Genomic DNA, 24,133 nt, shown 5'->3' on the forward strand with positions numbered 1-24,133 from the left:
GCAGGCACCAGAGTGCACCTGCTTCGGGCGATATCTTCATGGAGGCTGTAGTCCCCGGATGACCCACAGCGATAGCCAAAATTAACAGGGAGACACACCTATGAATTATCGCCTGTCGGCGCTTGCGCTCGGCGCCACACTGCTGGTGGGATGTGCCAGTTCCAGCCCTGACGATTCGCCGCAGGGGCGTTCAGACCCGCTTGAAGGGTTTAACCGTACGATGTTCAACTTCAACTTTAACGTGGTGGATCCGTACGTTCTGCGTCCGGTAGCCGTGGCATGGCGTGACTATGTCCCGCAGCCGGCGCGTAACGGGCTGAGTAACTTTACCAGCAACCTTGAAGAACCGGCGGTGATGGCAAACTACTTCCTGCAGGGCGATCCCTATAAAGGTATGATCCACTTTACCCGCTTTTTCCTCAATACCATCCTCGGGATGGGCGGCCTGATTGACGTCGCCGGGATGGCGAATCCGCAGCTGCAGCGCGTCGAACCGCATCGCTTTGGTAGCACTCTGGGCCACTATGGCGTTGGCTATGGCCCGTATGTGCAGCTGCCGTTCTACGGTAGCTTTACGCTGCGTGATGAAGGCGGTGATATGGCCGATGGGCTGTATCCGGTGCTCTCCTGGCTGACCTGGCCGATGTCGATCGGTAAATGGGCGGTTGAAGGGGTGGAGACCCGCGCCCAGCTGCTGGATTCCGATGGCCTGCTGCGCCAGTCCTCAGATCCGTATATCCTGGTGCGTGAAGCCTACTTCCAGCGCCATGACTTTATCGCCAATGGCGGTAAGCTTACGCCGGCAGATAACCCGAACGCTCAGGCGATTCAGGGCGATCTGCAAGATATCGACTCGCAGTAATCGGTTGATATAAATAAAAAGGGTGAACGTGATGTTCACCCTTTTTTGTGCCGGTAGCTTATCAGAAGCGGTAGTTGAAGTTCGCGCCGTACAGCCAGGCTTTGCCTTCGGAACGGAAGGTGTAAGGACCTTCTTTGATTTCTACGTGCTGGCCATGCATGTAGGATACGCCAACGTCTACGGATGCATCTTTATTGAAGGCGTAGGTGGTACCCGCGCTCAGCCACAGGCGGTCCTGATCCGGGATGGAAATGGATCGGGTGCCTGCAGGTACCGGGCTATCATCGAAGGCGATACCGGTACGGAAGGTCCAGTTATCGTCATAGTAATAGGTGGTACCCAGCGCGATGCGGTAGGCGTCCTTAAAGCTCTCGTCTTTATAGAACAGGGTTTGGCCGTTGCTGCCGGTCGCTTTCAGCTCCTGGAACTGGCTCCAGCTGGTATAAGCAAGGCTATAGTGCACGGCCCATTGTGGCGCGACGCGGTTGTAACCTGAAAACTCCCACATTTCTGGCAGGTTCAGCGTCAGAGAGCCGTTGGTAGTCTGGCCGTTGGTCCCCGCCGGCAGGCCGAAATTACCGAGGATTTGGTTATAGGCTGACGGCAGGCTGCTCTTGTAGTTGCCATCAAAGTCGATTTTCACTTCTGAACGATAGGTGAAGCCATAGCGGTTGTTCTGGTCGACTTCATACAGAATACCGGCGTTCCAGCCGAAGCCCCAGGCGTTACCGTTCAGGTGTGCAATCTGCGTATCCGCCGGGATTTGCGATACCGGACCCGCCAGCTGCGGCGGCAGGGCGCCAGAACCGGCAACGATTTGCCCCAGGTCACCCGCGTAACGTTCGATCTTCGCTTTCGCATAGACCGCATCGAACCCTAAGCCAAAGCTCCAGTGGTTGTTCAGACGATAGGCACCGCTCAGGTTGAAGTTCGCGGTGGTTAAATCGGTTTTTCCGCCCATGCTGCCAGCGGCATAATCGTCGTTATACTCGGTGGCCAGCCCGTAGTTAGAGGTAATGGACGCCCCCCAACCAAACCGATCGTTAATCGGCGACACAAAGTGGAAGTTAGGGACCCACGCGGTCGGCGCAATATTATCGGAGTTCAGGCTTTTGCCCGTTGGCGAGCGGCCGGAAATATTGACGTCAGGATCGACAAACACGGCGCCCATAGACATCGTCGGGCGATCGAACATCATAATCAATGCCGGGTTACGGCTGGCGTTGCCCGCATCGTCAGCAATTGCGCCTTCACCGGAATAGGCGCGGCCCAGACCTGATGAAGAGAATTCATTTAACTGAAAGCCTGCTGACCAGGCCTGGGTGGAAACAAGTGCTACAGCCACTGCGAGGGCAGATTGGGTAAAGCGGGTTTTCTGGCTCATGCCCATAACCTCATTGAGTTATTTTTATTTAAACTATGTTACATGCCGTAACAGAAGCGCGAAGTGTAGGGTCTGCTTTACGACATAGAAATCAGACCAGTGCGCTGAGTATAGGTCTGACCAGATGAGATGTTGCAAGTTTGTTTATGAGATTTTTCATTTGTGATACGAAAAAAGCGATCCAGCTGGCAAAATTGCGATCGTCAGGGGGGACAAAACCGGGCGTTTTTTGTTTTGGATCATTTTTAAGTGTGATTTCGGTCACTTAGACGGCGTGTGGCGATTAACAACTGGAGGCGGGCAGGCGTCGGGCGTAAAATAACCCCATTATTTGTCTGGCACCTTGCGTGCATATACAGAGGAAATCTACGATGAGTAAAGTTAGTGCAGATGAAACCCCGGTTTGCTGCTGTATGGACGTTGGCACCATTATGGACAACACCGATTGCACCGCCTCTTACAGCCGCGTTTTCGCCAACCGCGCCGAAGCGGAACAAACCCTTGCCGCGTTGTCGGAAAGAGCCCGTGGCGTGGAATCTGAACCGTGTAAAATTACCCCGACCTTTACCGACGTTGAGGGCGGCGTACAGATGGATATCGACTTTGTCTTCTGCTGCGAAGCAGAAACGCTGATTTTCCAGCTCGGCTTACGCTAATTCCTCCCCGACGCCCCTCCCCGCAGGGGCGTTATCTTCTCTTTTCAATGTGTTTTGGCTCCCACTTTTTTCCTTCGCCGATTGGCTTAATGTAATAAATTAGTTAAAACTGTTATCAGGTCAGACCACTTGGGTTTATCGGTTAACAGGGGAAAGTTATGAGTCAGGCATTACCGCTTGTCACCCGTCAGGGCGATCGCATTGCCATTGTCAGCGGTTTACGTACCCCGTTTGCCCGTCAGGCAACGGTATTTCACGGCGTTCCCGCCATCGATCTGGGAAAAATGGTCATCAGCGAAATGCTGGCTCGTAGCGATATCCCCCCGGAAATGATTGAACAGCTGGTCTTTGGCCAGGTGGTGCAGATGCCGGAAGCGCCGAATATCGCTCGCGAAATCGTCCTGGGCACCGGGATGAGCGTCCATACCGATGCCTACAGCGTCAGCCGCGCCTGCGCCACCAGTTTCCAGGCGGTGGCTAACGTTGCCGAAAGCCTGATGGCCGGGACCATCCGCGCGGGTATTGCCGGCGGAGCTGACTCTTCCTCCGTACTGCCTATCGGCGTGAGTAAAAAGCTGGCCCGCACCCTGGTGGATGCCAATAAGGCGCGAACCCTCGGCCAGCGGCTGAAGCTGTTTTCTCGCCTGCGTTTTCGCGATCTTTTACCCGTACCGCCTGCGGTAGCGGAGTATTCCACCGGGTTGCGCATGGGCGATACCGCAGAACAGATGGCGAAAAGCTGGGGGATCACCCGCGAGCAGCAGGATGCGCTGGCGCTCCGTTCGCACCAGCTGGCGGCCAAAGCCTGGGAAGAGGGCAAGCTGGCGGCAGAGGTGATGACCGCCTACGCCCCGCCGTTTCGTGAGCCGCTGGAAAGCGACAACAATATTCGTAAGAATTCAACGCTCGCAGATTACCAAAAGTTACGCCCGGCCTTCAACCGTAAGCACGGGACGGTCACCGCGGCCAACAGTACGCCGTTAACCGACGGCGCGGCGGCGGTCATCATGATGACTGAGTCCCGCGCGAAAGAGCTGGGGTTAACCCCGCTAGGCTATCTGCGCAGCTATGCGTTTACCGCCATTGATGTTCGCCAGGACATGCTGCTGGGCCCCGCGTGGTCGACGCCGCTGGCGCTGGAAAGGGCGGGGCTAACGCTGGCGGACTTAACCCTTATCGACATGCATGAGGCGTTTGCCGCGCAAACGCTGGCCAATCTGCAGTGTCTGGCCAGCGACCGCTTTGCGCGCGAAGTGCTTGGCCGCGCGCAGGCGACCGGAGAAGTGGATGACAGTAAATTCAACGTCCTCGGCGGGTCAATTGCCTATGGTCACCCGTTTGCCGCCACCGGCGCGAGGATGATCACCCAAACGCTACATGAACTGCGGCGCAGAGGCGGCGGGTTTGGTCTGGTCACCGCCTGCGCGGCGGGTGGGTTAGGCGCGGCGATGATTCTGGAGGTCGAATAATGGCAACGGCATCGGCATTTACCCTTGATATTCGCCCGGACAACGTCGCGGTCATCACCCTTGATACGCCAGGCGAAAAAATGAATACCCTGAAAGCCGAATTTGGCAGCCAGATACGGGCGATCGTGCGCCAGATTCGTGACAATAAATCCTTACGCGGCGTGGTGCTGATATCCGCTAAGCCGGATAATTTTATCGCCGGCGCGGATATCAACATGATTGCCCGCTGTACCAGCGCCCAGGAAGCTGAAGCCCTGGCCCGTCAGGGGCAACAGATTATGGCGGAGATCCATGGGCTAACGATCCCGGTGATTGCCGCCATCCACGGCGCTTGTCTGGGCGGCGGCCTGGAACTGGCGCTGGCCTGTCATGGACGGGTATGCAGCGATGATGATAAAACGCGGCTGGGTCTGCCGGAGGTACAGCTGGGCCTGCTGCCGGGCTCCGGCGGAACCCAGCGGCTCCCGCGGCTGATTGGCGTCAGCAGCGCGCTGGACATGATTCTGACCGGCAAGCAGCTTCGTGCGCGCCAGGCATTAAAAGCGGGGCTGGTGGATGATGTGGTCCCCCGTTCCATTCTGCTGCAGACGGCGGTGGAGATGGCGCTGAAGGGGCGTCCGACGAGCCGCAATATGCCCGTACGCGAGCGGGTGCTGGCCGGGCCGCTGGGCCGCAGTCTGTTGTTCAGGCTGGTGGGGAAAAAGACGCGGCAGAAAACCCACGGCAACTATCCCGCCGCCGAACGGATCCTGCAGGTCATTGAAAACGGGCTGGCGCACGGCTGCAGCAGCGGCTACGCCGAGGAGGCGCGCGCCTTTGGCGAACTGGCGATGACGCCGCAGTCTCAGGCGCTACGCGCCATCTTCTTCGCCAGTACCGATCTGAAAAAAGATCGCGGCGCCGATGCGCAATCCGGGCCGCTGCACAGCGTAGGTATCCTGGGGGGCGGCCTGATGGGCGGTGGAATCGCTTACGTGACCGCCTGTAAAGGCGGGCTGCCGGTGCGTATCAAAGATATTCAGGCGCGTGGCATCAACCACGCGCTGAAATACAGCTGGGAGCTGCTGGACAAGCAGGTTCGTCGTCGCCATCTGCGCGCCAGCGAGCGGGACCGCCAGCTGGCGCTGATTTCCGGCGGCACCGATTATCAAGGTTTTGCCCATCGTGATGTGGTGATCGAGGCTGTATTTGAGGATTTAGCGCTCAAACAGCGGATGGTCGCCGAAATTGAACAGCACTGTAGCCCGCAGACGATCTTTGCCTCCAATACCTCATCGTTGCCGATCGGCGAGATCGCGGCGCAGGCCGACAGGCCCGAACGGGTCATTGGCCTGCATTTCTTCAGTCCGGTGGAGAAAATGCCGCTGGTAGAGGTAATTCCGCACCTGCACACCGCCCCACAAACGATTGCGACGGTGGTAAAGCTGGCCAAAATGCAGGGCAAAACGCCAATCGTGGTAGCCGACAAAGCGGGCTTTTACGTGAACCGTATTCTGGCGCCCTACATCAATGAGGCGATGCGCTTACTGGTGGAAGGCGAGCCGATTGAACACATCGATAACTCATTGGTGAAATTTGGTTTTCCGGTGGGGCCTATCCAATTGCTGGATGAGGTCGGTATTGATACCGGAACCAAAATTATCCCGGTGCTGGAGGCGGCGTGGGGAGAACGTTTTAGCCCACCGGCAAATATCATTAATGCGATCTTGAATGACGATCGCAAAGGCAGAAAAAATAGCCGCGGTTTCTATCTTTATGAGACAAAAGGGCGTACAAGCAAAAAACGACCTGATGCGACCGTGTATGCGCTGCTGGGCGTTTCTGCCCCGCAGGCGCGCTTATCCGCTCAGCAGATCGCCGAGCGTTGCGTAATGATGATGCTTAACGAAGCGGCGCGTTGCTTTGATGAGCAGGTGATTCGCAGCGCCCGCGATGGCGACATCGGCGCGGTGTTCGGCATTGGCTTTCCGCCGTTTCTTGGCGGCCCGTTCCGCTATATGGATAAGCTGGGGGCGGGTGAAGTGGTTGCTATTTTGCAACGTCTGGCCGCTCAGTACGGCCCACGGTTTACCCCATGTGAAAATTTATTGCGCATGGCCGGGCAGGGGGCAACCTTTTGGCCCACCGATGAACGGATGACCTAAGTTCTGGTCAAAGAAGATAAATCCGGCGATGAATGACGCTGCTGGTTGGCTGTTTTGTAAACAATCATTGACTATACTTACGCCATTGAGGTAAAAAACAGCGTTTCATTCGTTGGATGGATCAGGCACAATGCCCGGCCACCGGGTCGAATGCGTGCTATCTATGCAGGTAAGACTGCGGTGCTTCTGGTTAACAAAAGCGGTGCAATATGCAAGTTTTTATCATGCGTCACGGCGACGCTGCCCTCGATGCAGCCAGTGACTCGGTTCGTCCATTAACCGTATGCGGTTGTGACGAGTCCCGTCAGATGGCAACCTGGCTGAAAGGTCAAAAAGTGGATATTGAACGGGTTCTGGTGAGTCCTTACCTGCGTGCTGAACAGACGCTGGATGTGGTAAGAGAATGCATGAACCTGCCAAAAGATGTCGACGTGATGCCGGAGCTCACGCCGTGCGGCGATGTTGGTCTGGTCAGCGCCTATCTGCAGGCGCTGGCAAATGAAGGTATTGCGACGGCGCTGGTCGTTTCACACCTGCCGCTGGTGGGGTACCTTGTCTCAGAGCTGTGCCCGGGAGAAACTCCCCCGATGTTTACCACTTCGGCGATTGCCTGTGTCACCCTCGATGCCGACGGCAAGGGGACCTTCAACTGGCAGATGAGCCCCTGCAACCTGAAGATGGCAAAAGCGATCTGACGACTCCGGGGCTGACGTATTACGGAAGCTCCGGCGGTTGCCACTCCTCAATCTCAATCAGCACCAGCAGTGCGGCGTCTCCGCCGTACTCTTTTGGCGCCTGATGAAATGCCATAATATGCGGGTGTTGCGCCAGCCAAAGCGGCGTTTGCTGCTTGAGAATGTGTTTCCCATGCCCGTGCATCACCCAGGCGCAGAACACATGTTCGCGACGGCAGGCGGCGATCAGCGCCCCCAGCTCCTGCTTCGCCTGCTGCTGGGTTAACCCGTGCAGATCGAGAAACAGCTCCGGGGAATAATCGCCACGACGCAGTTTCTTCAGTTCGAAATGGCTGACGTCCGAACGCACATACTTTACCGACCCTTCCATATTCAGCAGCGGCTGAAACTCATCGGAAAAATAGTGGCTATTATCAGCTTGCTCCTGAAGCAAGCGCTTTGGCGCTACCTCGGTGATTTTCTTACGCAGCGGACGGTGAACGATGGTGTCTTGCTTAATCTGACGCGTGCCGGTCATTAATTGCCGGAACAGCGCCTGATCTTCCTCGCTTAGCGATGTTTTCTTTTTCATTGCCCACTCTCATTAATTCTTTTCGCTAGTTTACCCGACCCAGACTGCATTCGGGCAAGCAAAACGTATTTTTCCCCGCTGCCCTGACGTAAGAATGCTGATTTATCGCCGTCTTCGTGGCAAACTAGCCGCCGAATTTACAGTAGAGCGTGTCCTGGAGGATGGCGTGGATAAAATTTTTGTTGATGAAGCAGTCAATGAGCTGCATACCATTCAGGACATGCTGCGCTGGGCGGTAAGCCGCTTCAGCGCGGCGAATATCTGGTACGGCCATGGCACCGACAACCCGTGGGATGAGGCGCTACAACTGGTGCTGCCATCGCTGTATCTGCCGCTGGATATTCCGGAAGATATGCACTCCGCACGGCTGACCTCCAGTGAAAAACACCGCATTGTTGAGCGCGTGATTCGCCGCATCAACGAACGTATTCCGGTTGCCTATCTGACCAATAAAGCCTGGTTCTGCGGCCATGAGTTCTACGTTGATGAACGCGTGCTGGTGCCGCGTTCGCCGATTGGCGAGCTGATCAATAATCGCTTCGCCGGCCTGATTGATCATCAGCCCCGGCACATCCTGGATATGTGCACCGGCAGCGGCTGTATCGCCATCGCCTGCGCCTGGTCTTTCCCGGAGGCGGAAGTAGACGCGGTGGATATCTCCATTGACGCGCTGGCCGTGGCGGAACACAACGTCGAAGCGCACGGCTTGATTCATCAGGTGACGCCGATTCGTTCCGATCTGTTCCGTGACCTGCCAAAGGTACAGTATGACCTGATCGTCACCAATCCGCCGTACGTCGACGAGGAAGACATGTCCGATCTGCCGGGCGAATATCGCCACGAGCCGGTCCTGGGTCTGGCCTCCGGCAGCGACGGTCTGAAACTGACCCGCCGGATCCTGGCCTGTGCGCCGGATTATCTCAGCGATGAGGGGATTCTGATTTGTGAAGTCGGTAACAGCATGGTACATCTGATTGAGCAGTATCCGGACGTGCCGTTCACCTGGCTTGAGTTTGATAACGGTGGGGATGGCGTCTTTATGCTGACCAAACCGCAGCTGATCGCCGCCCGCGCGCATTTCGGCATTTATAAAGATTAAAAACAACACGTAAACATGACGGAGCCCTGATGGCTGGAAACACAATTGGACAACTCTTTCGCGTAACTACGTTCGGCGAGTCGCACGGTCTGGCGCTGGGCTGCATTGTTGACGGCGTGCCGCCGGGCATTCCGCTGACCGAAGCTGACCTGCAACACGATCTGGATCGCCGCCGTCCGGGAACCTCGCGTTACACCACCCAGCGTCGTGAACCGGATCAGGTTAAGATTCTCTCCGGCGTATTCGAAGGGGTAACAACCGGGACCAGCATTGGCCTGCTGATTGAAAATACCGACCAGCGTTCGCAGGACTACGGCGCGATCAAAGACGTTTTCCGTCCAGGACACGCCGATTACACCTATGAGCAGAAATATGGTCTGCGCGACTATCGCGGAGGCGGTCGTTCCTCGGCGCGCGAAACCGCGATGCGCGTTGCGGCAGGCGCCATTGCCAAGAAATTCCTCGCCCAAAAATTCGGTATCGTGATCCGCGGCTGTTTGACCCAGATGGGCGACATCCCGCTGGCGATGAAAGACTGGGATCAGGTCGAACAGAACCCGTTCTTCTGCCCGGATCCGGACAAAATCGAGGCGCTCGATGAACTGATGCGCGGCCTGAAAAAAGAGGGCGACTCGATTGGCGCCAAAGTGACCGTGGTCGCCGATGGCGTACCGCCGGGATTAGGTGAGCCGGTATTTGACCGCCTGGATGCCGACATCGCCCACGCGCTGATGAGCATCAATGCGGTGAAAGGTGTGGAGATTGGCGATGGTTTCGAGGTGGTGAAACTGCGCGGCAGCGAAAACCGCGATGAAATCAGCAAAGCCGGTTTCCAGAGCAACCACGCGGGCGGCATTCTTGGCGGTATCAGCAGCGGTCAGCAGATCGTGGCGAACATCGCCCTGAAGCCGACCTCCAGTATCACCGTTCCCGGCCATACCATTAACCGCCACGGTGAAGAAGTTGAGATGATCACTAAAGGGCGTCACGATCCTTGCGTGGGGATTCGCGCGGTGCCAATCGCCGAAGCCATGCTGGCGATCGTGTTAATGGACCACTTTATGCGTCAACGCGCGCAAAATGGTGACGTGACGACATCTATTCCACGCTGGTAATCGATGAAAAAAACCGTTATCGCTCTGCTGGCGCTGGTCGCCAGCTCTGCCTGCCTCGCGGCGACGCCGTGGCAAAAAATCACCCAGCCGATTAGCGGCAGCGCGCAATCTATTGGCGCGTTTGCCAACGGCTGTATCATCGGCGCGCAGGCGCTGCCGCTGAAGGCGACCGGCTATCAGGTGATGCGCACCGACCAGCGTCGCTACTTCGGTCATCCGGACCTTATCCAGTTTATTCAACGTCTGAGTCAGCAGGTGCAGAGCCGGGATATGGGAACGCTGCTGATTGGCGATATGGGGATGCCGGCGGGCGGGCGTTTTAACGGCGGTCACGCCAGCCATCAGAGCGGGCTGGATGTTGATATCTTCCTTCAGCTGCCGCGGACGCGCTGGAGCGCTGCGCAGCTCCTGAAGCCGCAGGCGCTGGATCTGGTTGCCCGTGATGGCAAACGCGTGGTGCCGTCGCTGTGGAGCCCGCAAATCAGCCAGCTGATTAAACTGGCGGCAGAAGATAACGACGTGACGCGTATCTTTGTCAACCCGGCCATCAAGCAGCAGCTCTGCCTGGATGCCGGAAACGATCGCGATTGGCTGCGCAAAGTCAGACCGTGGTTCCAGCACCGGGCGCATATGCACGTTCGCCTGCGTTGTCCGGCGGGCAGCCTGGAGTGCGAAGAGCAGGCGCCGCCGCCGCCGGGCGATGGCTGCGGCGCGGAGCTACAAAGCTGGTTTGAACCACCGAAACCGGGAACCTCCACTCCTGTGAAGAAGACGCCGCCTCCGTTGCCGCCTTCCTGCCAGGCGCTACTGGACGAGCATGTGCTTTAATGGAAAGCTTTATTGATCTGTTTATGGTGTCGCCGACGGTACTGGCGGCGCTGTTTTTCGTGGCCGTTCTGGCGGGCTTTATTGACTCACTGGCGGGCGGCGGCGGTCTGCTGACCGTCCCGGCGCTGATGGCGGCGGGGATGTCTCCGGCGCAGGCGCTGGCGACCAACAAACTACAGGCCTGCGGGGGCTCGCTTTCCGCCTCGATCTATTTTATCCGCCGCAAAGTGGTGAGTCTGGCCGACCAGAAGCTCAACATTTTGATGACCTTTATCGGCTCGACCACCGGTGCGCTGCTGGTGCAGCACGTCCAGTCCGATGTTCTCAGGCAGATTCTCCCCTTGCTGATTATCGGCATCGGCCTCTACTTCCTGCTGATGCCGAAATTAGGCGCAGGAGACCGCCAGCGTCGGCTGTATGGTCTGCCGTTTGCCCTGGTTTCCGGCGGCTGTGTGGGGTTCTATGACGGTTTTTTCGGCCCCGGCGCCGGCTCTTTCTATGCGCTGGCCTTTGTCACCCTCGCCGGGTTCAACCTCGCCAAATCAACCGCTCACGCCAAGGTACTTAACGCGACCTCGAACATCGGCGGGCTGCTGCTGTTTATCATCGGCGGAAAAGTGCTCTGGGCGACCGGCTTCGTGATGCTGGCGGGGCAGTTTATCGGCGCTCGCGCCGGTTCACGACTGGTTCTCAGTAAAGGGCAATCGCTGATCCGCCCGATGATCGTGGTGGTCTCCGCGGTGATGAGCGCCAAACTTCTTTATGACAGCCACGGTGCTGAAATTCTGCAGTGGTTGGGAATTCATTAATGCAACAACAACACCATTATCAACAGCTAATCGCTATTTTTGACGGCTGCTTTGCCGGGGATTTTAATACCCGTCTGATTAAAGGCGATGACGAACCGATCTATCTTCCGGCAGATAGCGACGTGCCGTATAACCGCATTGTTTTCGCCCATGGTTTTTACGCCAGCGGCCTCCATGAGATTTCTCACTGGTGCATTGCGGGTAAAGCGCGGCGTGAGCTGGTCGATTTCGGTTACTGGTATTGCCCGGATGGCCGCGATGCGATGACCCAGGCGCAGTTTGAAGATGTCGAGGTCAAACCGCAGTCATTCGAGTGGCTGTTTTGCGTGGCGGCGGGTTTTCCGTTCAACGTGAGCTGCGACAATCTGGAAGGGGATGTCGAACCTGACCGCATTGCTTTCCAGCGGCGGGTCCATGCCCAGGTGATGACCTGGCTGGAGCAGGGGATCCCTGAACGCCCGGCGCGGTTTATTCGCGCATTACAACAGTATTATCAAACGCCGCCATTGACGGCAGAACTATTCCCGTGGCCGGAAGACCTGCAATAAAGCCACGCCTGACACTAGAAGAGGAAAGACAATGCTCGCGGAGTTTGAATCACGCATTCTGGCGCTGATTGATGAAATGGTAGAACATGCCAGCGATGATGAACTGTTTGCCAGCGGCTATCTGCGTGGCCACCTGACGTTGGCGGTAGCCGAGCTGGAGGGAAGGGACGACCACTCCGCGAAAGCGATCAACGAGCAGGTTGTGCGTAGCCTGGAGAAAGCGATTGGCGCTGGTGAACTGTCACCGCCGGACCAGATCCTGGTGCAGGAAATGTGGGACAAGTTGTATCAGCGGGCAAAACAGTAGTTATCTCTGACCACAGCAAACGTCTGCCCGCCCGGGCAGCGTGACGCCGGAGATCGCCCGCATGCCGCCCTGTTCTCCCGGGCGAGCGGCGGGCATCACCGGCGTCAAGCCTATTTCACCGCTTTGCCTTTCAGTAGTTTTCGTACCCACAGACGATTCGGATTCAGCGCCGCCAGGGTTGTCCTGTCCAGCGGCAGCGGTTCGCCGCTCATCTGCGCCGCCAGAATTTCCGCCGTCAACGGGGCAGAGCATAGCCCGCGTGAACCCAGGCCGCCCAGCAGATACAGGTTGCGATAAACCGGTGCCGTGGGGGCCTGATCCTGCCGATCGACCAGCTTAGCGTACTGCGTCAGGGTCGCCTCATAGTCCGGAACATTCCCCACCATCGGTAGATGATCGCGGGTAGCGCAACGTACGCCGCTGCGCGCCTGGTTAGCGCTGACGTCCACCTCGCGCGCCCACGGGGCCTGCGGGAAGCAGTCGATCAGCCGCTGCCGGTTCTGCTGCTGGTCCTCGGCGCTGAATTCGGCTTCCCTCTGCCCGCGATGATAGCTGGCGCCAATACAGTGCTGCTGGTTATGGGGATTCTGCGGCGTCAGGTAGCCGTCGTAACACAAGACCTGGCGCAGTGCGGAAAGCCCCGGCGTGGTCGGAATATGGCTCACCTGTCCACCTACCGGATATGCCGGCAGGCGTTTCGTCTGCGGGAAACCGGTCAGATGGTGGCCGTTCGCCAGCACCACCACCTCATGCCGTTGCTGCTGATTGAGCAGCCAGCCGTCCCCGTCTTCGCTCAGCGTCCCGACCTTAAAAGCATAATGCGTGCGTAAGCCTCGGGTCGCCGCCAGGGCAAAAAGCTCCGCCGTCAGCTGCTGGGGGGAGAGCCAGCCGCCGGACGGATAGGCGATTCCGCCACAGCCGGTTTCCACGCCGGTGGTGCGAGCAACGGTCTCTGCGCTGACGGCCACGGCGATCTCAGCCGGTAGCGCGCTCGCCAGCATCTGTTCTATTTTCTTTGCGCTCTTCTCGTCCCAGGCGAGCTGCGTGACGCCGCACCATTGATGGTCGAACATGACCGGCAGGGCGTCATAAAAACGGCGGGCAAAGGTAAAAGCGGCGGGGAAGAAGCGGGCCAGCGCCGGGTCGTGCTGGCTCAGTAAGGGGTAGAGCGCCCCCTGGCGGTTCCCGGATGCCCCATCCGCCGGGGCCTTGTCGGCGCAATATAAGGTCACCTGCCAGCCTCGACGCAACAGTCCGAGGGCGAGCAGGGCGCTGGCAATGCCGCCGCCGACGATCGCGACCTCGCGCTGCGGGCTGCCGGTGCGGGCAAACCACGGCGTGCTGGCCGGTAAATTCAGCGTCTCGCTCATCTCGCCGCTGAGCATTTCGCGTTTGCGGCCAAACCCTTTGCACTTGCGCATGGTAAATCCGGCATCCTGCAGACCGCGGCGCACAAAACCGGCGGAGGTAAAGGTGGCCAGCGTTCCGCCAGGCCTTGCCAGCCTTGCCATGGCGGAGAATAGCTCCGGCGTCCACATGTCCGGGTTTTTCGCTGGCGCAAAACCATCGAGAAACCAGGCATCGACCTGCTGATTCATTGAGTCGTCAAGCTCGTGGGTCAGCTCATTGATATCTCCGAACCACAAATCCAGCGTGACGCGCCCGTCATCCAGCAGCAGGCGATGGCACCCGGCTAATGGCTGCGGCCACTGCGCCTGCAGTTGTTCAGCCCACGGTTCCAGCTCCGGCCAGTGCCGGTGAGCCTGCCGGAGGTCGGCAGACTTCAGCGGGAATTTTTCGAAACTGATGAAATGTAATCTTTGCAGGGTAGCTTCGGGGTTATCGCGGCGAAAAACAGCAAACGCCTGCCAGAGGGTCAGGAAATTGAGGCCGGTGCCAAACCCACTCTCGGCGACCACAAACAGCGGGCGTGGATGGGCGGGAAAGCGCTCGTTAAGGCGGTTGCCGCCGAGGAAAACGTAACGTGTCTCTTCCAGACCATTGTCATTGGAAAAGTACACATCATCGAAATCTCGGGAAACAGGTGTACCCTCAGCGTTAAATTCCAGGTTGGCAGGTTGTATGGCGTTTTGTTTCACGTAAGTTACTCGAATCTCAAGGCGTAGAACGATCTTAACGATGTGTGTCAGGGGGCGCAAATTTATACACAAAATGGCTGATCGGACTTGTTCGGCGTACAAGTGTACGCTATTGTGCGACTCGAAACTTAAAATAGTGCGACTTACAGAGGTATTGAATGAAACGTGCAGTGATTACTGGCTTGGGCATCGTTTCCAGCATCGGTAACAACCAGCAGGAAGTCCTGGCATCTCTGCGTGAAGGACGTTCAGGGATCACTTTCTCTCAGGAATTTCAAGATTCAGGTATGCGCAGCCACGTATGGGGTAACGTTAAGCTGGATACCACCGGTCTGATTGACCGTAAAGTGGTGCGCTTTATGAATGATGCCTCCATCTACGCTTATCTCTCAATGCAGCAGGCCGTTGCGGACGCTGGATTGAAAGAGGAAGTTTATCAGAATAACCCGCGTGTAGGTCTGATTGCCGGTTCTGGCGGTTCTTCAAAATATCAGGTGTTTGGCGCCGACGCGATGCGCAGCCCGCGCGGTCTGAAGGCCGTTGGCCCGTATGTGGTGACCAAAGCAATGGCCTCTGCCGTTTCCGCCTGCCTCGCCACCCCGTTTAAAATCCACGGCGTTAACTACTCTATCAGCTCCGCTTGCGCGACCTCTGCGCACTGCATCGGCAACGCCGTTGAGCAGATTCAGCTGGGTAAACAGGATATCGTTTTTGCCGGCGGCGGCGAAGAGCTGTGCTGGGAAATGGCCTGTGAATTTGACGCGATGGGCGCACTGTCCACCAAATACAACGAGGCGCCGGAAAAAGCGTCCCGTACCTATGATGCGAACCGTGACGGTTTCGTGATCGCAGGCGGCGGCGGTATGGTGGTTGTTGAAGAGCTGGAACACGCTCTGGCGCGCGGCGCGCACATCTATGCCGAAGTTGTCGGTTACGGCGCGACTTCCGATGGCGCGGATATGGTTGCCCCGTCAGGTGAAGGCGCGGTGCGCTGCATGCAGATGGCGATGCACGGCCTGGATACCCCGATCGATTACCTGAACTCCCACGGGACGTCAACGCCGGTTGGCGACGTGAAAGAACTGGGCGCGATTCGTGAAGTTTTCGGTGACAACAGCCCGGCTATCTCCGCCACCAAAGCGATGACCGGCCACTCTCTGGGCGCCGCAGGCGTACAGGAAGCTATCTACTCGCTGCTGATGCTGGAACACGGCTTTATCGCCCCAAGTATCAACATCGATGAGATGGATGAGCAGGCTGCAGGTCTGAACATTGTCACTAAACCGACCGAGCGGGCGCTGACCACCGTGATGTCCAACAGCTTCGGCTTCGGCGGCACCAACGCCACGCTGGTGATGCGTAAACACGACGCATAAGCGGCAGGCGATTCAGTCAGGTTTAAAAGGGAGCCCATCGGCTCCCTTTTTTGTCTTCTTGACAGATCCTGACATCAGCAGGCAAACTGCTGGCGAAACATTATCTCCCCGGTAATGCGTAAGCGTTTAACGTTATCCAACGCGCCTTAACCCTGATAATCAGGTGGAGGGGGGCGTGGCTATCGTCCTCGCCTTACTCTGCGAACTGGAGTAAAGCATGTCCGCAGCGACTGAAACAATATCTTCCTCTTCAGCGAATATTTCGCTATTTCGTATTACCTTCTCCGTCTTTCTGACCTATATGACCGTGGGCCTTCCGCTGCCGGTGATCCCGCTTTTTGTGCACCAGGAGCTGGGCTTTGGCAACACCATGGTCGGTATCGCCGTGGGCATTCAGTTCCTGGCGACGGTTCTGACGCGCGGTTACGCCGGCCGCCTGGCTGACCAGCATGGCGCCAAACGCTCGGTACTGCAGGGCATGCTGGCCTGCGCCCTGGCCGGGACGGCATGGCTGCTGGCGGCTCTGCTGCCGGTTTCGCCGCTGGCGAAATTTGCGCTGCTGATACTGGGGCGTCTGATCCTTGGTTTTGGGGAAAGCCAGCTGCTGACCGGTAACCTGAGCTGGGGAATGGGGCTGGTCGGTCCCGCGCGATCGGGGAAAGTGATGTCGTGGAACGGCATGGCGATGTACGGTTCGCTGGCCGTTGGCGCACCGCTGGGGCTACTGATCTACGCGCAATTTGGGGCTGCCGCCCTGGCCTGCGTCACCATGGCGCTACCGCTGCTGGCATTCGCTATCAACGGCACGGTCAGGAAGATTCCGCCTCACGGCGGCGAGCGGCCATCGCTATGGAGCGTGGTCGGCATGATCTGGCGTCCGGGGATTGGCCTTGGTCTGCAGGGGGTTGGCTTTGCGGCGATCGGCACCTTTGTGTCGCTCTATTTTGCCAGCCGCGGCTGGGCGATGGCTGGCTTCACCCTGACCGCCTTTGGCGGCGCATTTGTCCTGATGCGGATCCTGTTTGGCTGGATGCCGGACCGTTTTGGCGGTATCAAGGTCGCGATAGTGTCGCTGCTGATTGAGGCCGTCGGGCTGACGCTGTTAGGGCTGGCGCCGGGCGCCTGGGTTGCCCTGGCGGGGGCGGCGCTGACCGGCTGCGGCTGTTCGCTTATCTTCCCGTCATTGGGCGTCGAAGTCGTGAAGCGCGTACCGGCACAGGTACGAGGTACTGCCCTTGGCGGCTATGCGGCGTTTCAGGATATCTCCTACGGCGTGACCGGCCCTCTCGCCGGACTGCTCGCCACCTCTTTTGGCTATGCTTCCGTCTTTATGGCGGGGGCGATCTGCGCCGTGCTGGGTATTCTGATGACGCTGCTCTCGTTGCGTAAATAGTCTTATTGCCCGGTCTTCAGCGCGTGGAGGCCGGGCGCTTTGCGCGGAAGGTAGTACTTCACCTGAAATTCAAACATGTTGGTATAGAGGATAGAGTAGTCAATCGGCTGGTGCTGCTCGTCTATCGCCTGGGTTTGCATCCTGATGATCGGGTCTTTGGTGCTGATATGCAAAAGCGCCGCCAGTTCCGGAGAGGGCAATATCGGCACGATAGATTCGTAACAGCCATCTATGCGGATACCACATTCATTTTCAATATATGAAAATTTCGACTTTTTCATATGGGCGATCGTCAGATCAGGAAAGCGCGTGGCCGAAAGCCAGGTCTCTTCCAGCTGCATTGCGATATTATCGATAAAGCGTAGCCTTTTAGCATAATAAACGGGCTCACCGTGCTGTAACGACAACCCCTTAGCTATTTCCTCTGACGCCGCCTGCAACTCAAATTTAAGAATCTGGCTGGAGGGGGTTTTACCTTCGTTGCGGGCAATTTCGGTAAAACTGTCTAAATGGGTGACCGATGCCTGAAAATGTTTATTCCTGATCCAGGTTCCCGAACCATGCCGGCGCTCAATTAATCCATCCTCCTCTAAGGTCTTTAGCGCTTTGCGTAGCGTATTGCGTGAAACATTATAAAGCTCTGCTAATTCTTTTTCTGATGGCAGAAGATCGCCAATGCTATACAACGGACTATTGATTTTGTTTTTCAGTAAATGAATGACATTTTTATAAACCACTTTTGAACCTCAATAATCCATTTGAAAACATGGGGTTGCTGTTGAGAGTGATGAGGATAACGCTTACACGTTCATTTTTTTGCTGGCTTTTGCACCACTTTACTCTTGCTAACTGTGATCGCCAATGCGGATAAGAAAATTAACAATTATTACAGTGCCCGTCAATTGAGGCTTATGAACAGAAAAGAGTAAGGAAAATGAAAAATATATTGTTAGTGTGTGCCGCCGGGATGTCGACCAGTATGTTGGTTAAGCGGATGCAAGAGCATGCCGCAGCGATGGATCTTGCGGTAAATATCAATGCGCTGGCTATTTCAGAAGCCAAAGAAAAAATCAAAAACAACCTGGCGGATGTTGTTCTGTTAGGGCCGCAGGTTCGTTTTCAGAAAAATGAAATAGAAGAAGTGGCGCAGCGACGAATACCTGTGGCCGTGATTGATATGAAATATTATGGGCAAATGGCTGGCCAGGCCGTGTTAGACAGTGCGCTGGCACTGCTGGCAAATAAATAATGTTCAAATGATTCCGGTTAGTTTACAGGGGATAAATCCCTTGTCGCCGGGGGCCTGTGCTCCATCTATGGGGCCTTATCAAATATTAATGATTAACAGAAGGGTTCATCATGAGTTTCATGGATGCCTTTGAACGTGGCATGGAAAAAATTCTTGTCCCCGTGGCTATAAAATTAAATTCTCAGATTCATGTTTCCGCTATTCGGGATGCATTTATTTTATCTTTCCCGATCGTCATGGCCAGTTCGCTGATTATTCTGATTAACTTTGCCATTTTATCTCCGGATGGCTTTATTGCCTGCATCTTACATCTTGGTTCGCTGTTCCCGAATCTTGCCGAGGCGCAGCAAATATTTACCCCGGTAATGAATGGTTCGGTCAATATCATGGCAATACTGATCGCCTTTCTCGTAGCGCGCAATATCGCGATTAGCTATCAGCAGGACGATCTGCTGTGCGGACTGACGGCGATTGGCGCCTTTTTTGTGGTCTATACGCCTTACACGATCATTGACGGTCAGGCGTATCTGACGACGAAATATCTTGGGCCGCAGGGATTGTTTGTGGCGATTATCGTTGCGCTTATTTCCAGCGAGGTGTTTTGCCGCCTGGCGCGTAACCCGAAGGTGACGATTAACATGCCGGCCGCAGTACCGCCTGCGGTAGCGCGTTCGTTTAAGGTGTTATTACCGATCTTCTTCGTGATGATTTTGTTTTCCATCCTTAATTATCTGCTGACGCGGATTTCCCCTAACGGTCTTAACGATCTGATCTATACCCTGATCCAGGCGCCGCTTAAGGATATGGGGACTAATATCGTTACCGTGCTGGTGCTGGGGCTGGTCGCCAACTTCCTGTGGGTGCTGGGGATTCATGGGCCAAACACGGTGGCGGCGATTCGTGAAACGATTTTCTCGGAAGCGAATCTGGAAAATCTCTCCTATGCGGCATCGCACGGCACCACATGGGGCGCTCCGTACCCCATTACCTGGACCGGCATCAACGATGCGTTCGCCAACTGCGGCGGCTCCGGAATGACCCTCGGTTTACTGCTGGCTATCTTTATCGCCTCGCGGCGTAAAGATTATCGCGACCTGGCGAAAATGGCCTTCGTTCCGGGGTTATTCAACATCAACGAACCGGTGATGTTTGGTTTGCCCGTCGTGCTTAACCCGATTCTGGTGATTCCCTTTATCTTCGTACCTTTTATTAACTCGTTGATTGGCTATTTCTTTATCAGCATGGAGTTTATTCCACCTATCGCTTATGCCGTCCCCTGGACCACGCCAGGTCCGCTGATTGCCTTCTTCGGTACCGGCGGTAACTGGTTAGCGCTGTTTGTCGGCATTTTGTGTCTGGCTGTCTCAACCCTGGTCTATTTACCGTTCGTGATTGCGGCGAATAAGGTCAACACCGCGGCGGTAGCTGAATAAGGTCATACCGGGGGGACGTCACGATGTTTGCTGATGTCCAGCCCGGAACTGGCCTGTCGTAAGACGCATAAGATCCAAACGCTATTGATTGCTCTTGATGCGGAATCGGGCGAATTATAAAAATATGAAGGTTCTCTATGTATGCAAGTCAATTGAAGGTTAGCTTATTGTCTTTATCCGTACTTCTGGCGCTTTCGTCACCCCCGGTTGTGGCGGCGAAATTAACGATTGAACAGCGTCTTGAATTACTCGAAGCGGAATTATCAGCCAACAAAAAAGAATTACAGACAACGCAATCACAGCTATCGACCTATAAAGATAAAGTGGCGCTGTTGCAAAAAAGTATTCAAGAAAATGAGCACAGAACGGTTACCGCCGGTTACCCTACCGCGACCTCGCCGGTCGCTGAAAATATTGCCAATGAAAATAATGAGTCCGGACAAAAATCGCCGCCAGCGGAAGTGAAAGCGACCCAGCAGGTGGCGGTGATTAATACTGACGGGAAGAAGGCGAAAGTCGAGAGTATTACCATGAAGGATCTTAGCGAATTCGTTAAAGACGATATTGGCTTCAGCTATCAGGGATACTTACGCTCCGGCTGGGGAACCGCCAACCACGGCTCTTCGCAGACCTATGCCGCGGGTTCATTGGGCCGTTTTGGCAATGAAATGAGCGGCTGGTTTGATCTGACCTTGAATCAGCGGGTGTATAACCAGGAGGGGAAAACCGCCAATGCCGTCGTGACCTACGACGGTAACGTGGGTGAGCAGTACAACGATGCCTGGTTCGGCGATACCAACAACGAGAATATCCTCCAGTTCAGCGATATCTATCTCACCACCAAAGGGTTCCTGCCTTTTGCGCCGGAGGCCGATTTCTGGGTCGGTAAACATAAGCTCCCGGAATATGAAATTCAGATGCTTGACTGGAAATCGTTGACCACCGACGTTGCCGCAGGCGTCGGGATGCAAAACTGGGCGCTCGGCGTCGGGCTGCTTGACGCCTCGCTCAGCCGCAACGATGTGGAGGTCTATTCGCGCGATTTTTCGCAGACCACGCAGATGAATACCAACTCTGTCGATCTGCGCTATTGCAATATCCCGCTGTGGGAGAAGGGAACGTTCTCTGTGATGGGGAAATACGCCTTTGCCAACAAGAGCGATCAACAGGAGAAAAACGAGGATAACAACCGCTACTTCAGGCTCAAGGATACGTGGATGGCGACCGGGATCGTTCGTCAGGAACTGGAGCGTCAGGGATTTAATGAGTTTACGTTACAGGTGGCGAATAACTCTTATGCCAGCAGTTTCTCGAACTTCTCCGGTGCCAGCAACTCGATGGCGCACGGGCGGTATTATTATGGCGATCATAGCGACGGTGTAGCCTTACGTCTGATTTCACAGGGTGAAATGTATCTGGCCGATCGCATTATTATGGCCAACGCGCTGGTCTGGTCACACGGCGATGATATTTATAGCTACGAAAGCGGGGCGCATAGCGATTTTGACAGCTTCCGCGCGGTGATTCGTCCGGCATGGATTTGGGATACCTGGAACCAGACCGGGGTCGAGTTAGGCTGGTTTGCGCAGAAAAATAAAACCGCGCAGGGTGAGGATTTGCAAGAGTCGGCGTATAAAACGACGCTTTATCATGCCTTAAAGGTCGGGCCGAGTCTGTTGGGTTCCCGTCCGGAAATTCGTTTCTACGCCACTTATATCAATATCCTCGATAACGAACTGTCGCAGTACCGCTTTAACGACGATAGCAAGGATGAATTTATGCTGGGTGTACAGGCTGAGGTCTGGTGGTAACTGGCTGATTGGCAAACTTACGCCCGCATAGCGGGCGTTTTGGCAGGACGTCAGGGAGTCACATCGCCAGCCACAGCAGGCCGAGCAGCACGATCGCCGCCAGCAGAATGACCCACGGCTTGTTGAACCGCGCGGGCAGAGGGGAGGGCTCAGGCTGCAGCGCCGGAATGGCCAGCGTCTCCTGCGCCCGGGCAACGCGCAGGACAAACACTTTATTCAGCAGCGTCAGCACCTGCGTCGCGCTCAGCGTCGTTTGCGGCGTGACGTGCCAGTTGTGCTGGGCAAAATCGGCGATCTTCTGCCACTCCTGCACCTCCAGCGGCTGTTTCAGCGCCGCCTGTAGCGAGGTGAGCGTCGGAGCGGCCTGCGCGCTCAGGGTTTGCCGCGCATGCAGCCAGTAGGAGAGGGGGGTAAAATGGGTGGCCGGAATCAGCTCTCCGGTTTTCACGCCGCTCAACTCCAGCATGGACTGCCAGATCAGTTTGCCGGGTTCCCCGGTCGCCGCGGCAAGCCTGCTCACCTGCTGATTCAGCGTATTGTGTTCCGCGGGCAACAGCGGGCGCAGGGTCGGCTGGCGCTGCTGCGGCTGCGGGATCGACAGCTGGCCGCTTTGCAGCAGCTGAAGCACCGTTTGCAGCTGCTGCTGGCTTAACGCGTGCAGCGTGGTTTGCCCGTAGTGCTGGCGAATATAATCGCTCACCCCCTGGCGATTGTTGCCTTGATTCAGCAGCTCGCTGAGTTGCGCCAGGGTCTGGCGATGATGATGATTCTGCTGCGCCGCGGTTAAGCGTTGATTCAGGTTGCTTTCTGCGGCGCTGAAATGGCATGCCAGCAGCGGCGCGTCGCCTTTGAGTCCCAGATCGTGCTTGATTCCCGCCCACACTTCCGCGCTCTGCTGGGATGTTAACGCCACCAGGCGCGTAATCAGTCGCTCGAGAACGGTACGTTGTTGCATGGTCAGCCCAGGCTCTCCGGAGACGGAGGAACCAGTCCCCGGGGGACGATCGGACATACCTGAAACGGGTTGCGTCATATTAATCCTTTCCGTATTGCTGTACTGAGGCCCGGGGATGATGTTCCTGGCGGCGAGATTATGGCACACTTCCCCGGTTTACTCTCGTTCTCAGACAGGTACTGAACCGTGAAAATCCTCGTTGATGAAAATATGCCCTATGCCCGCGAGCTTTTTAGCCGTCTGGGCGAGGTGGAGGCGGTCCCCGGCCGTCCGGTCCCGGTTGACGCGCTGACCGACGCCGATGCGTTGATGGTCCGCTCCGTTACTAAAGTCAATGAAGCGCTGCTCTCCGGCAAGGCGATTAAATTCGTCGGTACCGCGACCGCCGGCACCGATCATGTCGATCAGGCCTGGCTGCAGCAGGCCGGGATCGGGTTTTCTGCCGCGCCGGGTTGCAACGCCATTGCGGTGGTAGAATATGTGTTCTCGGCGCTGCTGATGCTGGCCGAGCGCGATGGGTTTGCGCTGGCCGATCGTACCGTCGGGATTGTCGGCGTCGGCAACGTTGGCGGCCGCCTGCAAAAGCGTCTGCAAGCGCTGGGGATCAAAACCCTGCTTTGCGATCCGCCGCGCGCCGATCGCGGGGAGGAAGGCGACTTCCGTACCCTCGATGAGCTGGTGCAGGACGCGGATATTCTGACATTCCATACGCCGTTGTATAAAGACGGACCATACCAAACCCTGCACCTGGCGGATGAGTCGTTAATTCGCCGCCTGAAGCCGGGAACAATACTGATCAACGCCTGCCGTGGCCCGGTGGTTGATAACCGCGCCCTGCTGCAGTGTCTGCAGGCAGGCCAGCCGCTCAGCGTGGTGCTGGATGTCTGGGAACCCGAGCCGGATCTGAACCTTGCGCTGCTGGACAGGGTGGATATCGGGACCGCGCACATTGCCGGCTACACCCTGGAGGGGAAAGCGCGCGGGACCACGCAGGTCTTTGAAGCTTACAGCGCCTTCATTGGCCATCCGCAGCAGGTGGCTCTGGATACCCTGCTGCCGGCGCCGGAATTTGGCCGCATTACCCTGCATGGCGCGCTCGATCAGCCAACGCTGAAAAGGCTGGTGCATTTGGTGTATGATGTGCGCCGCGATGATGCGCCGCTGCGAAAAGTTGCCGGCGTGGCGGGTGAATTTGACAAGCTGCGCAAAAATTATCAGGAACGCCGTGAATGGTCATCCCTGTACGTGCAGTGCAGCGACGCGCAGGCGGCGACGCTGTTGCGGCAGCTCGGCTTTAATGCCGTACATCACCCCATTCGTTAATATCTTC

At 56.6% G+C, this 24,133-nt stretch carries 22 protein-coding genes; 17 read left to right on the forward strand and 5 right to left on the reverse strand.

Features of this window, described 5'->3' with window-relative positions; all coding sequences use genetic code 11:
- The first annotated feature begins 100 nt into the window (after positions 1 to 100).
- The gene (gene mlaA, locus ACI2JR_RS16070) at positions 101 to 862 is read left to right on the forward strand and encodes a phospholipid-binding lipoprotein MlaA (protein WP_132725831.1); all 762 of its coding nucleotides are present in this window, start codon (positions 101 to 103) and stop codon (positions 860 to 862) included.
- 61 nt (positions 863 to 923) lie between these two features.
- Here the strand turns inward: mlaA and fadL are convergent, their stop codons facing one another.
- Positions 924 to 2,246 (reverse strand): long-chain fatty acid transporter FadL, encoded by a 1,323-nt coding sequence (fadL, locus tag ACI2JR_RS16075; protein ID WP_165905630.1) that lies wholly within the window; start codon positions 2,244 to 2,246, stop codon positions 924 to 926.
- A gap of 371 nt (positions 2,247 to 2,617) precedes the next feature.
- On the opposite strand from fadL, the gene ACI2JR_RS16080 reads away from it, so the two are divergent.
- From ACI2JR_RS16080 to sixA, 4 genes are all read left to right on the forward strand, one after another.
- Positions 2,618 to 2,902 (forward strand): YfcZ/YiiS family protein, encoded by a 285-nt coding sequence (locus tag ACI2JR_RS16080; RefSeq protein WP_132725825.1) that lies wholly within the window; start codon positions 2,618 to 2,620, stop codon positions 2,900 to 2,902.
- Between the two features lie 158 nt (positions 2,903 to 3,060).
- Positions 3,061 to 4,371, forward strand: a complete 1,311-nt coding sequence (gene fadI / locus ACI2JR_RS16085) for an acetyl-CoA C-acyltransferase FadI (protein ID WP_462478969.1) — start codon at positions 3,061 to 3,063, stop codon at positions 4,369 to 4,371.
- Positions 4,371 to 6,515: a fatty acid oxidation complex subunit alpha FadJ gene (fadJ, locus tag ACI2JR_RS16090; RefSeq protein ID WP_132725819.1), complete on the forward strand. Its 2,145-nt coding sequence runs from the start codon at positions 4,371 to 4,373 to the stop codon at positions 6,513 to 6,515. Before fadI ends, fadJ begins: the two co-directional genes overlap by 1 nt.
- Before the next feature lie 209 nt (positions 6,516 to 6,724).
- Positions 6,725 to 7,210 (forward strand): phosphohistidine phosphatase SixA, encoded by a 486-nt coding sequence (gene sixA / locus ACI2JR_RS16095; RefSeq protein WP_132725817.1) that lies wholly within the window; start codon positions 6,725 to 6,727, stop codon positions 7,208 to 7,210.
- Between the two features lie 19 nt (positions 7,211 to 7,229).
- Here sixA and smrB read toward each other — a convergent pair whose 3' ends face one another.
- Positions 7,230 to 7,781, reverse strand: coding sequence for an endonuclease SmrB (gene smrB, locus ACI2JR_RS16100; protein ID WP_462478970.1), 552 nt, complete (start codon positions 7,779 to 7,781; stop codon positions 7,230 to 7,232).
- A gap of 166 nt (positions 7,782 to 7,947) precedes the next feature.
- On the opposite strand from smrB, the gene prmB reads away from it, so the two are divergent.
- The 6 genes from prmB to ACI2JR_RS16130 are packed head-to-tail and all read left to right on the forward strand — an operon-like array spanning position 7,948 to position 12,487.
- On the forward strand, positions 7,948 to 8,880 hold the full coding sequence (gene prmB, locus ACI2JR_RS16105; protein ID WP_132725811.1) for a 50S ribosomal protein L3 N(5)-glutamine methyltransferase: 933 nt from the start codon (positions 7,948 to 7,950) through the stop codon (positions 8,878 to 8,880).
- Between the two features lie 29 nt (positions 8,881 to 8,909).
- Positions 8,910 to 9,995, forward strand: a complete 1,086-nt coding sequence (gene aroC, locus ACI2JR_RS16110; protein WP_132725808.1) for a chorismate synthase — start codon at positions 8,910 to 8,912, stop codon at positions 9,993 to 9,995.
- Between the two features lie 3 nt (positions 9,996 to 9,998).
- Positions 9,999 to 10,823, forward strand: coding sequence for a penicillin-insensitive murein endopeptidase (gene mepA, locus ACI2JR_RS16115; protein ID WP_462478971.1), 825 nt, complete (start codon positions 9,999 to 10,001; stop codon positions 10,821 to 10,823).
- Positions 10,823 to 11,632 carry a sulfite exporter TauE/SafE family protein gene (locus tag ACI2JR_RS16120; RefSeq protein ID WP_132725803.1) on the forward strand — a complete coding sequence of 270 codons (810 nt, stop codon included), beginning with the start codon at positions 10,823 to 10,825 and terminating at the stop codon, positions 11,630 to 11,632. The genes mepA and ACI2JR_RS16120 overlap by 1 nt, the downstream gene beginning before the upstream one ends.
- Positions 11,632 to 12,180, forward strand: a complete 549-nt coding sequence (locus ACI2JR_RS16125) for an elongation factor P hydroxylase (protein WP_132725800.1) — start codon at positions 11,632 to 11,634, stop codon at positions 12,178 to 12,180. The genes ACI2JR_RS16120 and ACI2JR_RS16125 overlap by 1 nt, the downstream gene beginning before the upstream one ends.
- A gap of 31 nt (positions 12,181 to 12,211) precedes the next feature.
- Positions 12,212 to 12,487 (forward strand): YfcL family protein, encoded by a 276-nt coding sequence (locus tag ACI2JR_RS16130; protein ID WP_132725797.1) that lies wholly within the window; start codon positions 12,212 to 12,214, stop codon positions 12,485 to 12,487.
- 110 nt (positions 12,488 to 12,597) lie between these two features.
- On the opposite strand, the gene mnmC is transcribed toward ACI2JR_RS16130, so the two are convergent.
- Complete coding sequence (gene mnmC, locus ACI2JR_RS16135; protein ID WP_462478972.1) at positions 12,598 to 14,586, reverse strand: bifunctional tRNA (5-methylaminomethyl-2-thiouridine)(34)-methyltransferase MnmD/FAD-dependent 5-carboxymethylaminomethyl-2-thiouridine(34) oxidoreductase MnmC; 1,989 nt, start codon at positions 14,584 to 14,586, stop codon at positions 12,598 to 12,600.
- A gap of 158 nt (positions 14,587 to 14,744) precedes the next feature.
- Here mnmC and fabB point away from each other — a divergent pair, with 158 nt between their 5' ends.
- Positions 14,745 to 15,962, forward strand: a complete 1,218-nt coding sequence (gene fabB / locus ACI2JR_RS16140; protein ID WP_132725792.1) for a beta-ketoacyl-ACP synthase I — start codon at positions 14,745 to 14,747, stop codon at positions 15,960 to 15,962.
- A 217-nt stretch (positions 15,963 to 16,179) separates the two neighbouring features.
- Positions 16,180 to 17,355 carry an MFS transporter gene (locus ACI2JR_RS16145; protein ID WP_132725789.1) on the forward strand — a complete coding sequence of 392 codons (1,176 nt, stop codon included), beginning with the start codon at positions 16,180 to 16,182 and terminating at the stop codon, positions 17,353 to 17,355.
- Positions 17,356 to 17,357: 2 nt separating this feature from the next.
- Here the strand turns inward: ACI2JR_RS16145 and ACI2JR_RS16150 are convergent, their stop codons facing one another.
- On the reverse strand, positions 17,358 to 18,092 hold the full coding sequence (locus ACI2JR_RS16150; RefSeq protein WP_132725786.1) for a GntR family transcriptional regulator: 735 nt from the start codon (positions 18,090 to 18,092) through the stop codon (positions 17,358 to 17,360).
- Between the two features lie 197 nt (positions 18,093 to 18,289).
- Here ACI2JR_RS16150 and ACI2JR_RS16155 point away from each other — a divergent pair, with 197 nt between their 5' ends.
- The 3 genes from ACI2JR_RS16155 to ACI2JR_RS16165 all read left to right on the forward strand — a co-directional run bounded on the left by ACI2JR_RS16155 (position 18,290) and on the right by ACI2JR_RS16165 (position 21,848).
- Entirely contained in the window at positions 18,290 to 18,604 is a 315-nt protein-coding gene (locus ACI2JR_RS16155; RefSeq protein WP_132725783.1) for a PTS sugar transporter subunit IIB, read from the forward strand.
- Between the two features lie 110 nt (positions 18,605 to 18,714).
- A complete protein-coding gene (locus ACI2JR_RS16160) occupies positions 18,715 to 20,037 on the forward strand; it encodes a PTS sugar transporter subunit IIC (RefSeq protein WP_462478973.1) in 1,323 nt (440 codons plus the stop codon).
- Between the two features lie 137 nt (positions 20,038 to 20,174).
- Positions 20,175 to 21,848 (forward strand): carbohydrate porin, encoded by a 1,674-nt coding sequence (locus ACI2JR_RS16165; RefSeq protein ID WP_462478974.1) that lies wholly within the window; start codon positions 20,175 to 20,177, stop codon positions 21,846 to 21,848.
- Positions 21,849 to 21,906: 58 nt separating this feature from the next.
- On the opposite strand, the gene flk is transcribed toward ACI2JR_RS16165, so the two are convergent.
- A complete protein-coding gene (gene flk, locus ACI2JR_RS16170) occupies positions 21,907 to 22,881 on the reverse strand; it encodes a flagella biosynthesis regulator Flk (RefSeq protein WP_132725774.1) in 975 nt (324 codons plus the stop codon).
- Positions 22,882 to 22,989: 108 nt separating this feature from the next.
- Between flk and pdxB the strand changes: the two genes are divergently transcribed.
- A complete protein-coding gene (gene pdxB / locus ACI2JR_RS16175) occupies positions 22,990 to 24,126 on the forward strand; it encodes a 4-phosphoerythronate dehydrogenase PdxB (RefSeq protein ID WP_165905629.1) in 1,137 nt (378 codons plus the stop codon).
- The last annotated feature ends 7 nt before the right edge of the window (positions 24,127 to 24,133 follow it).

Origin of the sequence: Klebsiella sp. NPDC088457 (assembly GCF_044900465.1) — a bacterium.
GTDB lineage: Bacteria > Pseudomonadota > Gammaproteobacteria > Enterobacterales > Enterobacteriaceae > Klebsiella.